Consider the following 14,057-nt stretch of genomic DNA (forward strand, 5'->3'; position numbering starts at 1 on the left):
TTTCATGTAGAACCTCCTGCGTTCAAGATACGAGAAAATTCTACTTATGAGCACCTCAGTTTTTCGGGGGGATTACCCAACCAGGCGCACAGCTGGCCAGTTTTGATATGTTCAGGAGTAACTTCGATGACAGACCATCCAAGCAATGTGTAAATCACCCCTGCTCTGCTGGTGACACCATTCCGCCTGTAGGTTCCCAGTAATCGAAAGTCAGGTTGAGTAATGCGAAGAAGCGACGATAAAAGCAGGATTACGGGGCCCGCTTCCTTTGGCTTGAATAAACTAGCTAATGGATAATGATCGGATAGCTTCCGCATAAGCTGGGGTGGAAGGAACCAGCACGCCGCCAGACATTTTCAGCAGAGTCAGCTCCATATAGTGCTAATAAAGACTGGTCTGGTTTGAAGAATTTTAATATTCTTGGTCACGCTTGGCCCTTTTTAGGTTAATAGCCGGATGGTCTAGTTTCGGCATAACCATGGTAAGGCCAAAGTTTGATCAATGTCACGCACCAGTAATTGTGATATTATTGTGTTAGCGAGATATAGAAAACAATCGAGTCTAATCGGATTGATTTTAACAGAAAATAATTCATATCGGTTTTCAATCAAGCCCCAAGCATAATGCTCGGGGCTTTCTCTCAACATCGTGGAGCTCGCTACAGAATGGCCCACATTAACCTTATAAAGCTTAGCCACTAATTTTTACATAAAGCTTGAAATCATGCTTGGCTTTACTGCTTTTGTCTGCCCCCATCTGATAAACTCGAATGGTATAAGTCCCTTTCATCGGCAGCTCACCTTCAAAGCGGTCACCTTTCATAGCACCAGAGAACATGGCATCAGCAGTACTACCAGGAGGAAGGATATTAAAATATGTGTTGTACTTGGTGTCCAATGTCACAAGCATCTTCTGGCCCTTGTTGGCCGTTAACTTATAATCCAAGTTCTGATCACCTTTGATCGAACTGTTAATTGTTGTCTCCGACGTCCCTTTTTTAAACTGAACCTGCTGAGCCTTGCTATCATTTGCAGCAAATGCAGGCCAACTACTACCAAACAATCCAATCGAGCAGGCCAATACTAGCATCGTTTTTTTCACGTTATAACCTTCTTGTTGGGTGAGCCTCGCCAAATTTTACTGATTCAGAGATGAAGGTCTATCTGAAATTTACGTATAAGCTCTAATAACAAAAACAGTAATATCTATTGCTATATCTGTGGTTTCTTACAACCGTCAAACATTGAATAAGCGCCAGAACTTGTCTAATAAAAAACACTGGCTATCAGCCGGTGTTCATCAAAGACATATCCTTTCTCAGGCTTAAATGCGGAATTTCCTGACTACATCTTGTAACTGAGTAGCTAAGTGGTTCAAGTCATGGCATGCCTGGGACATCTGCTTAGCGCCTGCTGCGACTTCTTCCGAAGCATTGCTGATGTTGACCACGTTGCGATTCAGTTCTTCACTCACAGCCCCCTGCTCTTCTGTTGCGGTGGCAATCTGGATATTCATATGCGAAATACTGCTGACAGCACTGCTGATCTCTGCGATTGACGCCCCTGCTTCCCGGGCGGTGGTAACCGTTTCAACCATCATGGTCTGACTTTGCTGCATCGTGGCTCCCGCTTCATTCGCGCGTTCCTGCAGTTCGGAGATGATACCGTTTATCTGGGAGGTGGAGTCTTGGGTTCGTTTAGCCAGCGTTCTGACCTCATCGGCCACGACTGCAAACCCACGCCCTTGTTCGCCAGCTCGAGCTGCTTCAATCGCTGCATTCAGCGCCAGCAGATTGGTCTGCTCCGCAATGCTTTGAATTACCTCCAGCACCATGCCGATATTGCGGCTATCATCGCCCAGCTGGCGGATCACCACTGCAGTATGCTCTATCGCTTCAGCCACCTTCTCGATACGCACGATAGAGTTGTTCACTGTGTTACTACCCTGAAGGGCTGTTGTACTTGCCTGGGTTGCAGCACTAGCAGCATCGTTAGTATTGCGTGCTACCTCCTGCACAGTGGCCTGCATCTCATTCATAGCTGTGGCCAGTTGGTTCAGCTCATGCTTTTGCCCATCCATATTATGGGCAGACTGCAAGGAAACGGCACTGATCTCTTCGGTTGCAGAACCGAGTTGAACCACAGAGCTTGAAACCTCATTGACGAGCATCCGCAAGTTGTCCTGCATCTCGTTCAAGCCCTTGGCCAGCATGCCGAGTTCATCATGGGAAAAGACTTTCATATCGAGCTTGCTGGTGAGGTTACCAGCAGATACCTGATGAATTTGCTCTAACAAAACCATGATCGGATTGCGGATCTGACGGATAAGTAGTAGAGCCGCCAGGATCACAAAAACCACCGTACCTGCACCCATTGAAATGCTGAGTGTCTTGGCGTTGTCATAAACTACCTTGTCATGAGCGGCCATCTCATGAGCAATCCGATCATTTTCTGCACGCAGACTCAAGGCATCCTGCCCAGCCTTTTCCAAGGCTTGCTTAGACTCGTTATTGATAAGGGACTTTGTTTTGGTCACGTCACCTTGCTCAACGGCCGTCAACAGAATGGAATGGGCAGAAAAGTAATCCGATGCAGCTGCGACAAGGTTCTCGAAATATTGTTTGTCCCTCTCTGAGACAAAATCCATCTTGGAATATTGTTGTTGCGCAGCCTCAAAATCACGTTTACTGCTCTCAAAACGTTGTTTGTTGGTACTAATCGCACTCTGATCACTGTCTTGAATACCAATCAGCATGCTCAACTCAGCCCGGCGAGCATCAAGCAAGGCCGTATGCATTTGGCTTGAAGCTCGTATTGACGGAATGACGTTGTTAGTGATCTCGGTTGTATCACGGTAAATGTTCGATAGTTGGGTAACAGAAAACCAGGCAAATCCCAGCATCAGCACCACAAGGGCCGAAAAAACAGTTATCAGTTTATTGCCTATTGTCATTGATTTAAGCATCTGGTTATCCTTATTAACTTTTATGTCAACGTCTTATGTTCCACATTTAATATCGGCATCAAAAGTCAGCACCTTAACAAAAAACGACGACCCTAAACTAATAACATTTCAAACAATACATAGCCCTCTCCTACCTAGCAATAAAATCACCTAACCGTAAGTATAGAATATCGTAACTAAAAATTGATCTAGATTGGCATTGAGATTTTTCCGCTATAACCATGAACATGTGTTAAATCAAATCTGGTTTTTATTACGAGTAAAAAACGAATCCGGCCTCACAAAAATCACATCACACAATTAAATATAATTGACCATCATCTACCGCTCTTTTTAAAATCCCCTGGCTTGCAGAAAATAATAAAAAGCTGAACCATACAGGAGTCTTTTATGAATAAGCTTGTAATACCCGCCATTTTACTTGCCAGCTCTACGCTGGCGCACGCAGATTCAGACACAACAATAAATGGCTTGGATTTTGGTCCCCTGGCACAGCTAGTGGGAACATGGAAAAGCACGGACAGTGGTGGTGTAGACGTAGCTCCAGGGCAAGAAGGGAGCAAGGTTGGTAAGGGTGGACCTGCGGTCGAACCGTACTATGAGACTTTTACCTTCGAGCCCGCTGCGGATGCAAAAAACGCCAGTGACCAATATTTAGTTGCGATGTATTACAAGCAAGAAGTATTCAGAAAAAGTGACAACGGTAAGTTTCATGACCAGCGTGGTTATCTGATTTACGATAAAAAAAATCAGATGATCTACAACTCATACTGCATACCTCGTGCTGTTTGTGTTGTCGTCGAAGGTAAAGCAGGCAATAATGTTGATTTTAAAACAGGGAAGCGTGGAATTGCTGAAAGTAGTTATATGTCAGCAAATGATTCAACAACTGACTTTATGATGTCGCTTGATTTCTCTGTTAAAGATCAGCTCAAGTATAATCAGACGACAAGTCTGCAAGTGTACGGTAAACCATTTGCACATTCTGATAGTGGTACATTAATTAAAATCAAATAATGTGAAGAGCCAAGGTGATTTTACCTTGGCTTTTTTAACTGCAAAATTCATATAGATTCCGTACACAGTTCCAGTTCATCAATAGACCAATTGGTATTCAACACATTTGCATACCATAGCGTCAAAACCACATCCATCTGATTGTTATGCTTCAATGAAGCTGCGGCATCACATGCTGCAATAACTTCTTGCCATAAGTCATCAGGGTTAATCGGTGTGGATTTATCTTTAGAGGAAAGGATGTCGATTGCTGTCGTGACATATTTCTTAGTTTTGATGGCTGTATCATAGTGGATTGGCATAATGCAACTGATGCTACCCAAGCTGCAGAGGGTCAGGAATGTTACCTTCGGGTTGTTTTTATACTGTTTTTTTTCGCCCAAGTCCTCTCCGAACGCTTCGAATATTGCCATATCCCAAGCAGTGATATGATCATAGTTGTTCTGCACCATTAAATGTACGGCCCTAAGTGCTGCCCCACCGTATTTTCCATAGATAATCATAGGCACCCCCAAATTTTCCACATCATATACCACAATTAGCAGGATGAGTTTTTTAATTATCTATTGCTGTTATCGATGAAATCTATTACTGACAACTTAAATTATAATAAAAATAGAACTTGACTTAGATCAAATATATTGTGCTATTAGGCTGCATTAATTGATGTTAATGTCAGAATAAACATATTGGAATATGAAACTGAAAGATGAATCATGCAATTCTTTCTCAACGAGCCCGAACACCTAGGGCTACCTCCCTACATACTCAGGGGCTAGACTGCCCCCCCCGACCTCAATTACTGCTGTTAAGCATTCCAACTCATTATGAGTCTGGCTAGTTTCAGATATTTCTTGAGTTACCACTAAGTAAGAATGCTACGGATATGCAACCTCCTTAACTAGCTTTGTATAGAGAGCCCATACAGTTATCTTATGAATTACCAGGCGATACAGTAAGGAATCCTCATTCCTCCCTTTCTTTAAGCTGTTTCTGCTACCGCCAAGCCAGCTCAAAATCATAAATCTAATGACAATCTCATAATTAATCAACGATATGTAATCTCATATGGCGCTCAAAAATCTAATAACGTACAGTAGTCGAACACTTCACAGGGATAAATAAATGTCGAGTAAACTTCCATTTTTAGACTTGGCTCGCGGTTTGGCTGCAATATTTATGGTGTGTACTCATGTAGTGAGTATTAACACAAAGACTCAAATTGCAGAACATTCTATCTTTGGGAGAGTTATAACATTACTAGGTGAAGCCCCTGCCGCCCCAGTATTCATGGTTGTCATGGGGATTCTATACGCATATAAGAAAGAGCATCAATTTACGCACGATATAAAGCGCTCATTTTCATTGTTTGCTAAAGGGTACTACCTTAATTTATTACGATTAGCAGCCCCCTTTACTCTCGTCTTATTTTATATGCCATTTGATACAAGTGAGCCGGATGATAAATTAACAAACTTTGCCGATGATATCATCTCGAATTTACTTGTGGTTGATATCCTACAAGTCGCAGGCCTATCATATTTGATAATGGCGATAGTCAATAAATTACAACTTAATGATGTTTGCATAACGCTTCTGATACTATTGGTTTTGGTGTACTCCCCTTTTATATGGGGCCTTGGAACCTATGTTCCATTTTGGGGAAGGTTACTCGAACCATTATGGGGTATTAATGGGGAAATGGTTTCATTCCCTCTATTCCCATGGGTCATCTATCCATTGATTGGCATGATCCTTGGTAGAAGATATAGCAATCCACTTACACTAACAACGCAGGCAATGGGGTATCAGTTTGGCTTCGGTGTATTGTTATCCTTTATTGGCATACTCATATCAAAAACTAATATCTCATTTCACTTTGGTGATTACTGGAGAACCGGTCCTGGCGGATTAATATTATACATTGGTTTTATTATGCAATGGCTTGCACTCATGTTCTTTGCATCTCCATACCTTCATAAAGGTTTTTTGAACATAATTAGTTTTATAAGCACACACATCACCAACTTCTATATTGTTCAGTGGGTTATTATTTCAGCAAGCATTGTCGTGCTTGATCAATATAAACTTGATATAACCGAGTCACTCGTAGCTATTATCATAATAATAGCAATGTCGTTTTCAATTTGTAAAAAATTACAGAAGCACAATGTAAACTTATAGTAGGAGAAAACTTATGAAAATATTTATATATATGCTAGGTTTGGTTTTATCTAGTGGTGTCTTTGCAAAGGATAATCGAGATGGGATTGCCTATTCGATAATATCACTTAATCAAAAGATCATAGACTTCGACAATTCATTGAACCTTGATAACTCCATTCGAGAGCAAGGTGTAGATTTTCTATACGACAGCTTATCTCTTGCCAGTGAAGTCTTTATCGAAAAGGCCTCTATCGGTTCCCCATCATTCGTTGATTGGATCACTACATCACGTAAAACAGCCGGTGATAACCCTTGGACACGCTATCGCTCCACAATGATCAAAGGTGAGAGCAGTTATGTTTTAGAAGGTAAAATCGGAGATACGCTTTACCTTGGCATCCAAGTTTATACATTACGTGATGGAAAGAACGTGGCTCTTCCAGAAAAAAATGTTTCAACAGAGAACATCAAAGTTGGGGATAATGGAACTTTCCGTATCGAGATCGGTCCTAGAGCTGCAGCAAATGGGATCACGACTGATGCCAATGACTACATGCTGATTGTTCGCGAGTATTATGCTAATGGAGCCGTTAGAAAAAATGCTCCAGCCGAGTTGATGATCAAACAAACTGATGGTGATTTTGACACTCCATTCATTGCCTCATCATCGGATCGAATTACACGAGCCAGTGCCTTTTTGACTAGTTTGGTTGAAAGCTCGCTTGACCTCACTTCCCAGATGAGTAAAAGCAAAAATACAAGTGCAGAGGTAAACCCTAGACCTGACCTCGTTCAAGCGCTCTTTCCCACCACTGATAATCGCTATGATGGTTTCTACATTCAACTTGAAAATGACAAAGCAATTAAATTGACAGGTAAGATACCTGCCAACTTAAAGTATGCATCCATCACATATTATAATCCTTACTATGCTACTGTTGATTATGAGAAGCATAAGACATACATCACTAAAGATGAATTGGAATTAAATGCAGATGGCAGCTACGAAGTCTATATAACCAAGTTTGACATCAAAGACAAAAAAAACCTCATCACTACTCAAGGATATAACGAAGGCGTTATATCAATACGATACCTTGGCAAAGAAGAACTTGATTTTGAAACCAAGGTTATCGATGTAAATGACATACCAAACAAGGACATTAAGAAGGATGACCGTAATGGTGGTGGCGGTTCAGTACCTGCTGAGTTATTAATTCTAGGTGCTATTTACATGGCAAGAAAGAGCTTGGCAAGCTGACATTAAGCATAAAGCCACCATTACCGGTGGCTTTATGCCACCTCAATACTGACAGGTATATGGGATTTCTGTTGTAAAGCTAATGACCTTTTCTACGGACACAACTGCATCATAATCTTCTGCAAACCCATCGTTCGCCTTCCCTTCATCAACACCATAAAATTCTATATAAACCTTCGGATACATATATCCACTCTCGGCTCTAATTTTGTTTATTGCCTTTTCAACATCATCCATAACCTGGGGTTGTTTCGCATATAACCAAAAGTCCTTTCCCCCACCACAAGGGGTAAAAGCACTTACTTCAAATCCTTCTGAATAAACACCTCGCCAAGGCTTTTGTTCTGTGACCGAACTTGAGCAACCTGTAGCAAGTGAAGCAATAAAAACTGAAAATAATAGCTTTCTCATTGAAAACTCCAATCGAATTGAGGCTTGTAATTTTCTTTTATATCATATCACCAAGTTCCCTTAAAATAAAACTATGACAATCACCCTTACTTGGGTGATGTCATTCTTCTGTCAATATCGCATCGAACATATATAAATAAGACATCGGCTCAGGCCGATGTCTTATTCTTGCTAAACCACATCATTAGTTTACGTTTTGGTTAGCCATTCAATTACTTTTTCCCCTACAAGGGTCTCTTGGCCAGCAAACCAATGATTGGTACCTGGAGCGCATAACGCAAATTCACCCGGATTCATCGGTGCCTTATCTACAGGGCCATCAATTTTCACCAGTGGCGTGTATTGAGCCTTTTCTGCAGCATCAGCATAAAGAGTTGATGAACAGGCATCATTGGTGTGATGAACAAGTAAGGTAGGTTTACCAAGTTGGCTAAAGTCAATTGCTGAAAGCCCTGTGCCACCGGGCGCTTCCTGAGGAGCATCCGCAGGTTTTGCCGCAACCTTATAGCGAGCACTGAGCAAGACTGTGGCATCAACTTCACTTGCCAAAGCACGCGACACATAACCTGCCGAAACCGAACCACGGCTATGACCCATCAGCACAACCTTCGACTTTGGATACCGTTGCTTCAACTCTGAAAGAACTTTTCTCATATCAGTGAAATGTTCTTCAGACTGTCGAAATGACTCACCAAGGCCTTTGCGGTCTGAAGGTGTGTCGATAACCGCTACTGCAAATCGGGGAGAAGTGAAAAGCTCACGCTGTTTTTCTAAAAGGTAAAATTTCTCAGCTTCAGCTTTCCCATCTTTCATCTTCAATCCGATATTACCGTTAGATGAGGGGAAAAAGACGATAAGGAATTCAGGCTCCTGACTTTTCGCCTCCCACAGTAAAACTGGCTGAGTTACACCAGTTCTGGTCTCTAACTGGATCAATTCATCTGCTTTAGCCTGAGTTGTTAATGGCAACATCAACAATGGAATTAGTTTTATTATACTTTTCATCGAATGCTCCTTATTAACAGACTGCGGTTTAGGTGGCTAGCATCATTGATGCTAGCCATTACGGCCACTACCAATGGCGATTGGAATACGATAACTAATATCATGTTCGCCAAACTGGATGTTGATTTCACCACTTTGATGACGTGGGATCTTGATCATGCTCTTCTTCATAGTAAGCATATCGGTGGAAATAACTTCACCATTGCTATTCTTGACAATTACTTGTCCCTTTATGAAGTTGTCATCTTTAAAATTCAAGAAGAGCGATCCTAGATTGTAGCTAACTATAACATTCGCTGGATCTTTCATTACCATATCTGATGCCATCGTACTGGCTTGAGCAGTATTGAGTAGCAGCATGCTAGCGAGACCTGCAAGAATGATTTTTTTCATATGTATACTCCGTGTTTATATGGATGTAACCCAATCAGGCAACCAATTTATCGCCCAAATCTCTAATATTTTATCGAATCCGGTGAATATCATTGTGCTCAACAAAATCAGAGCGATAGCCAGAATATATTTTCCATATCTTGCACTATTACCTATTTTTTTGAGCTGCACACCAGAGGCATAACCGATCCCCACCAGAGGGAGTGCGCAACCAAGTCCAAAGGACAGCATGACAAAGAAAGCCATCACCATATTCTGTCCGGAAGATGCCAAGGCTATGGCTGTACCAAGGGTTGGCCCAACGCAAGGCAACCACACCAGTCCAAGCGACATACCTACAACGAGTTGAAAGGCAGCTCCAGATCCTTGCACATTTCCCCCTGGCATCCTGCTTACAAGCAGGGAGAGCCAGTAAGACATGCGGTCGTTCAGTGCTGGCGTTAGCAACACTGTGCCCATCAACAACATCAAGCTCGCCGAGAAGTACCTCAATATGTCTGGTGAAATCCCCAAGCTAAGCAGAATAAAGGTGATCAGGCTACCGGCAACGGCGAAGGTAACGCTGATCCCCACTGCCAGCAAAATGAGACCCGTGCGTGAGGCCTGCATGGCAGAGCTAGCCACTGCGGGTATCATGGGTAAGACACAAGGCGATAGCAGGCTGAGGATCCCGGCCATAAATGCCAGAGGAATGGATGACATATCCATTACATGGCACTCTCAGCATCTTTCAGAACTTTGAAAATTTTATCTTCACGGGTTTCCGCCACGCTAAACCATATCTGTTTATCCCCTTTATAAAGCATCAGGGTTGATTGGCGAGGCGCCTTGAAATAGGTGACCCAATTTTTCTGTGTATCGAAATTGATAATGAGCTGATTTATTTTACTATTGGGGTTGTCCTTAAAGTATGAGCTAAGGACTTTGTGCTGAGCTTTGCATGTTGGGCACCAGTCAGCATGTACCACCAATAATGTCACTTGATTTTGACGTTGAGCCTCTTTCCAAGCTTGCTCAGTAAAGTCCATGCTTTGTGCGTTATCCATTGCATTAGCAGTACTAAAAAAAAGACCAAAAACAAACGTCATAAAAATTGTGCGTATAGTTCTCTTCATCTTCTACCCTCACTTCTAGATGTTACGACTCACTTCTAAGTAGACCCGACTGACGAGTATTAACTTTCAAAGAATAAAAATTATTTTCTGGAGTAAGTCGCTAAAAAAATGCGCCCGGGAGGGCGCAAAGGCATCAGTACTATTGAGTAGTGAGCAATGCTCGGCATTGATTCAAGTAGTACCAACTCACACCAAGGAACACGATATCCTTAAGGATGAAAAACTCAGTAACGGGGACGCCATCAACCAGTTTCCAAACACCCGGTAAGGTCAACAGGAAGCTCAGGGTCGCCACGAAGGTGACTACAGCCCCCCAGCTACTCCAATAGCCGATGCGTGGCTGCCAGAGCCCTATCACCAACCCTGTGGCGATAACTATCTCAACCAAGCCGATCAGGTTGGATACCCCTTGCTCTGAAAGAAGGCTATAGAGCCAGTTCATCAGAGGATGGCTTGCCACCAGAGGACGAATGGCTGCTGCTTCGGTTGGCGTAAATTTGAACACGCCAATCCAGAGCAGGGTCAGTACTACGCCACCAAGGGCAACCAGAAAGCCTTTATCGTATCGCTGCATACAGACTCCTTAGAGGGTCAGGGCGACGATCGGGAAGTCGATCTCGGTGCCGGCAAGGTGATTGCCGTAGTTAGTCATGGTGTTGACTACTACCTGACCAAGCACCTCCAGCACTAACTCGTCATCCAGCCCGGCGTTGTAGGCATTATGTAGTTGCTCATCACTGACAACCCCCCGTTGGGTGACCAGCAAGATGGCTAGTTGCAGTAAGGCATGATCGACAGGATCTGACGCGTTACCTTGGCGGGCCTCTTTAATGTCTTCAGGCGTGAAGCCCATTTTGTCGGCCAACAGGGTATGTGCGGATAAGCAGTATTGGCATTTGTTGGCTTGGCCTATCGCGAGAGCCAGCAGTTCACGTTGGCGTGCGGTCAATCGCCCTTTGCTCAGTGCGTCAGCGAATGCCAAGAAGCCGTTGAACAGGGCTGGTGAATGGGCCAGTGTTGCATAAAGGTTGGGGACCATACCCAGGTTACGCTGCATGGCGGAAAAACTGGGAGCAACGGGCGGTGAAGGTTGGGTTACGGGTTGAATGCGGCTCATGGTAGTGCTCCTGTGGGTTCATTGAGGTGCAGAGGTAGTTTGCCGCGCATCGTGATATGGTTTATTACCCATAGTCTCTAAAAACTTACTATTCGTCTCAAATATGGATCCTCTTTCTGTTCTTCTGGCGCATACCACCCCACGCGCCCAACTGTTTTTCGCTGGCAACCTGTGCCAGAACTCCAATAGCCAAGACTATCCGGCGGGTGGCCATCTTCATTTGCTGCGAAGCGGTGAGCTCACTCTGTATCACGAGGGTGCGGAGCCGCACTTACTCACAGAACAAACACTGCTCCTCTTTCCGAGCGGGCTTCCCCACCGTATGGAACCCCGCCAACTGGGGGGATGTGACCTCGTGTGTGCCTCTGTATCTTTTGGCCAGGGAAGCACATCACCATTACAACTGGCGCTTCCTGATGTGTTAGTTCTGCCACTGAATGACATGCCAACACTGGCACCACTACTGAACATGTTGTTCGACGAAGCATTTGCTCATCACTATGGCCAAGAACCCCTCATAACAAGGCTGTTGGAAAGCTTATTGATCTTGCTGTTGCGCCATATGGTGGAGAAGGGGCTCTGCCAAAGGGGGATGTTGGCCGGTTTATCAGACCAACGGCTGGCACGTGCGATTGCAGCTATGCATTTACGCTCAGAAGAAGGGTGGACTGTTGCAACATTGGCACAGGAAGCCGGAATGTCCCGAGCCCGCTTTGCCGCACACTTTCAGTCACAGACTGGATTGTCGCCTCTGGGTTACCTGACCCAATGGCGGATGCTGTTAGCCTGCCAACAATTGTTGACTGGGGAATCAATTACTCAGGTTGCGCTGGGGGCAGGATACAGTGGTAGTGTCGCGTTCAGTCGGGCGTTCGAGCGGGAATTTGGAATGAGCCCTGGACGATGGCTCAAAGCAATACAGTGAATTTGAAGAGGATAATAATCCCGCAGTGTGAGTGGGTAATTAACTACGAGTGAGTGGCTCTACAGCAACAGTGGTAGTAGCGAACCTTCCTCTTATGCGAATGATACATATGGCCGCTATACAAGCTTTCTGTTGGTAGCACATCAACCAGTATCCCGCCCTAGAGCTATGGGAAACGGAACATCCGAGAAATAAGGTTGTGATAGTGAAACATAAGGAAGGACTGACGTACTGGATGAAGATATCGGGGTATCACCGTCGCTCGATGAGGCGACGACGTATCGGTTTTCTGGTCGCCTAAGACCAACATAAACGGCTCGCAGAACCAGACCTATATCATCAACCTCACGCTGAGCCTGCGCAGAGATATTGTGATCTCTTACGCCGATGGGTTTATCAAGGACGTTGGTCTGGTCACGGCACCTAGCAAAGAGAAATCCAAGCCCTCTGAATTCGGCAGCGCAGGCGATTCATGGTCAGATGCAGGCTGGGAGGTACCTATCGACTGGGAGTTGCTGGAACAGCCAATTAGTCCCAAGGACCATCTGGTATTGATCTCCCCCCTCCTCCATTCGAATAATTCGCCCTTGCAGGCCAGCGGTAATGGTAACCACGGTTGCTATCTGGCAAGCATAAGCGAAGCACTCAGCAACCTGGTGCTCTCATTGGCCAAGAGAATGAACCCATCTTTTGCTGATGACATCGAGCAGCACTAGGCAGAACTGGAAGATGTGCAATCGAGGCTGGCATCCAGACCTCGACCATGGACGCGACAGAAAAGTTGCAGCTCGTAAAATCGCGCCATGGCCAAGGCCTTTTCCGTACAAACATCGAGAAGTCGAGCCAGTTTGTTGAGTTACCGGAGTCACCGACAAAGCCCTGCTGATTGCCAGCCACATCAAGCCCTGATCAAAATGCGACAACAATGCAGAATGCCTGTATGGGAGCAACGCCCTGTTTCTCTCACCTCACATAGATAAACTATTCGAGCGTGGCTGGATTACCTTCACTGACGTCGGCGACCTACTGTGTGCTGATCTCAGCATCGAACAAACCCTGCTGCAATGGGGCATGAGCCTACAGAGTAGCGTCGGCCATTTTGATCCCAAGCAAGTCATTTACCTCGCCTATCACCGTGAAGTTATATTCATGGGATGATACCGCATACAACTCTCGGTCCACCGCCACCAAGGGGGGCTGGATGATCTGAGTGGTTGTCACCGCCTGCATGAATCATCAAAGCCTTACCACTCAGTTCCGCCAGGGTCAGGCGTGGAGCCAAAACTGGTTGAACAGCGTTACCGACCTCATCGACATAGAGAGGTGGTAAATCCCCCTTGTGGGCATCATCTTGCCAGGGGGCGCCATGGCGCCCTGTTTGCTGGGGATCATAGTGACCACCCGCCGCGCCACCCGCAACGCTTTGCCCATCCTTAATACTGCTGTCGCAGCTCCCGTTTGCGTGCACATGGAATCCATGCAAACCTGCAGGCAAAGAGGACAGTGCCGGAGTAAAGACTGCTCCATATGGACTTTCACTCAACTCTACTTGCCCAACGACAGCTCCACTAGCCAGATCCTTCATCGTCACACTAGCTGCAGTGGCATTGACGCTTACGACCAACACCGCAGCAAGCATCACCTTACTCATTCGAGTATTCATCTTTCTTCCCCTTGCTCTAT

At 44.8% G+C, this 14,057-nt stretch carries 17 protein-coding genes and 1 pseudogene; 6 read left to right on the forward strand and 12 right to left on the reverse strand.

The window, feature by feature from the left end; all coding sequences use genetic code 11:
• Window positions 1–154: 154 nt before the first annotated feature.
• The 3 genes from OKC43_RS00005 to OKC43_RS00015 form a co-directional block, all read right to left on the reverse strand.
• The gene (locus OKC43_RS00005; protein WP_236272577.1) at window positions 155–214 is read right to left on the reverse strand and encodes a DUF1367 family protein; all 60 of its coding nucleotides are present in this window, start codon (window positions 212–214) and stop codon (window positions 155–157) included.
• 476 nt (window positions 215–690) lie between these two features.
• Window positions 691–1,101 (reverse strand): hypothetical protein, encoded by a 411-nt coding sequence (locus tag OKC43_RS00010; protein WP_041235162.1) that lies wholly within the window; start codon window positions 1,099–1,101, stop codon window positions 691–693.
• 222 nt (window positions 1,102–1,323) lie between these two features.
• Window positions 1,324–2,964: a methyl-accepting chemotaxis protein gene (locus tag OKC43_RS00015; RefSeq protein WP_236272545.1), complete on the reverse strand. Its 1,641-nt coding sequence runs from the start codon at window positions 2,962–2,964 to the stop codon at window positions 1,324–1,326.
• 390 nt (window positions 2,965–3,354) lie between these two features.
• Between OKC43_RS00015 and OKC43_RS00020 the strand changes: the two genes are divergently transcribed.
• Entirely contained in the window at window positions 3,355–3,981 is a 627-nt protein-coding gene (locus OKC43_RS00020; RefSeq protein ID WP_236272546.1) for a heme-binding beta-barrel domain-containing protein, read from the forward strand.
• Window positions 3,982–4,028: 47 nt separating this feature from the next.
• Here the strand turns inward: OKC43_RS00020 and OKC43_RS00025 are convergent, their stop codons facing one another.
• Window positions 4,029–4,484 carry a DUF6979 family protein gene (locus OKC43_RS00025; protein ID WP_236272547.1) on the reverse strand — a complete coding sequence of 152 codons (456 nt, stop codon included), beginning with the start codon at window positions 4,482–4,484 and terminating at the stop codon, window positions 4,029–4,031.
• Window positions 4,485–5,106: 622 nt separating this feature from the next.
• Here OKC43_RS00025 and OKC43_RS00030 point away from each other — a divergent pair.
• Together OKC43_RS00030 and OKC43_RS00035 are read left to right on the forward strand one after the other, a co-directional pair.
• A complete protein-coding gene (locus OKC43_RS00030; protein WP_270658826.1) occupies window positions 5,107–6,165 on the forward strand; it encodes a heparan-alpha-glucosaminide N-acetyltransferase domain-containing protein in 1,059 nt (352 codons plus the stop codon).
• A 13-nt stretch (window positions 6,166–6,178) separates the two neighbouring features.
• Window positions 6,179–7,408 (forward strand): DUF1214 domain-containing protein, encoded by a 1,230-nt coding sequence (locus OKC43_RS00035; RefSeq protein WP_236272549.1) that lies wholly within the window; start codon window positions 6,179–6,181, stop codon window positions 7,406–7,408.
• 42 nt (window positions 7,409–7,450) lie between these two features.
• Here OKC43_RS00035 and OKC43_RS00040 read toward each other — a convergent pair whose 3' ends face one another.
• From OKC43_RS00040 to OKC43_RS00070, 7 genes are all read right to left on the reverse strand, one after another.
• Complete coding sequence (locus tag OKC43_RS00040) at window positions 7,451–7,819, reverse strand: hypothetical protein (protein WP_236272550.1); 369 nt, start codon at window positions 7,817–7,819, stop codon at window positions 7,451–7,453.
• 189 nt (window positions 7,820–8,008) lie between these two features.
• Window positions 8,009–8,824, reverse strand: a complete 816-nt coding sequence (locus OKC43_RS00045; RefSeq protein WP_120414201.1) for an alpha/beta hydrolase — start codon at window positions 8,822–8,824, stop codon at window positions 8,009–8,011.
• A 51-nt stretch (window positions 8,825–8,875) separates the two neighbouring features.
• Entirely contained in the window at window positions 8,876–9,217 is a 342-nt protein-coding gene (locus OKC43_RS00050; RefSeq protein ID WP_236272551.1) for a hypothetical protein, read from the reverse strand.
• A 15-nt stretch (window positions 9,218–9,232) separates the two neighbouring features.
• On the reverse strand, window positions 9,233–9,925 hold the full coding sequence (locus OKC43_RS00055; protein WP_115523135.1) for a cytochrome c biogenesis CcdA family protein: 693 nt from the start codon (window positions 9,923–9,925) through the stop codon (window positions 9,233–9,235).
• Entirely contained in the window at window positions 9,925–10,332 is a 408-nt protein-coding gene (locus OKC43_RS00060; RefSeq protein ID WP_201944848.1) for a thioredoxin family protein, read from the reverse strand. The genes OKC43_RS00055 and OKC43_RS00060 overlap by 1 nt, the downstream gene beginning before the upstream one ends.
• A 139-nt stretch (window positions 10,333–10,471) precedes the next feature.
• Window positions 10,472–10,906, reverse strand: a complete 435-nt coding sequence (locus tag OKC43_RS00065) for a DUF417 family protein (protein ID WP_045790060.1) — start codon at window positions 10,904–10,906, stop codon at window positions 10,472–10,474.
• A 9-nt stretch (window positions 10,907–10,915) separates the two neighbouring features.
• Window positions 10,916–11,449, reverse strand: a complete 534-nt coding sequence (locus OKC43_RS00070; RefSeq protein WP_115523136.1) for a carboxymuconolactone decarboxylase family protein — start codon at window positions 11,447–11,449, stop codon at window positions 10,916–10,918.
• Between the two features lie 103 nt (window positions 11,450–11,552).
• Here OKC43_RS00070 and OKC43_RS00075 point away from each other — a divergent pair, with 103 nt between their 5' ends.
• From OKC43_RS00075 to OKC43_RS00085, 3 genes and pseudogenes are all read left to right on the forward strand, one after another.
• Window positions 11,553–12,374: a helix-turn-helix transcriptional regulator gene (locus OKC43_RS00075; protein WP_236272552.1), complete on the forward strand. Its 822-nt coding sequence runs from the start codon at window positions 11,553–11,555 to the stop codon at window positions 12,372–12,374.
• Between the two features lie 166 nt (window positions 12,375–12,540).
• Window positions 12,541–12,642 (forward strand): annotated as a pseudogene (locus OKC43_RS00080) (IS5/IS1182 family transposase); the annotation flags it as partial.
• Between the two features lie 103 nt (window positions 12,643–12,745).
• The gene (locus tag OKC43_RS00085) at window positions 12,746–13,090 is read left to right on the forward strand and encodes a hypothetical protein (protein ID WP_236272553.1); all 345 of its coding nucleotides are present in this window, start codon (window positions 12,746–12,748) and stop codon (window positions 13,088–13,090) included.
• Window positions 13,091–13,521: 431 nt separating this feature from the next.
• On the opposite strand, the gene sodC is transcribed toward OKC43_RS00085, so the two are convergent.
• Window positions 13,522–14,037 carry a superoxide dismutase [Cu-Zn] SodC gene (gene sodC, locus OKC43_RS00090; RefSeq protein WP_236272554.1) on the reverse strand — a complete coding sequence of 172 codons (516 nt, stop codon included), beginning with the start codon at window positions 14,035–14,037 and terminating at the stop codon, window positions 13,522–13,524.
• Window positions 14,038–14,057: the final 20 nt, after the last annotated feature.

The organism is Aeromonas sp. Y289-2, from assembly GCF_027705925.1.
Lineage (GTDB): Bacteria > Pseudomonadota > Gammaproteobacteria > Enterobacterales > Aeromonadaceae > Aeromonas > Aeromonas veronii.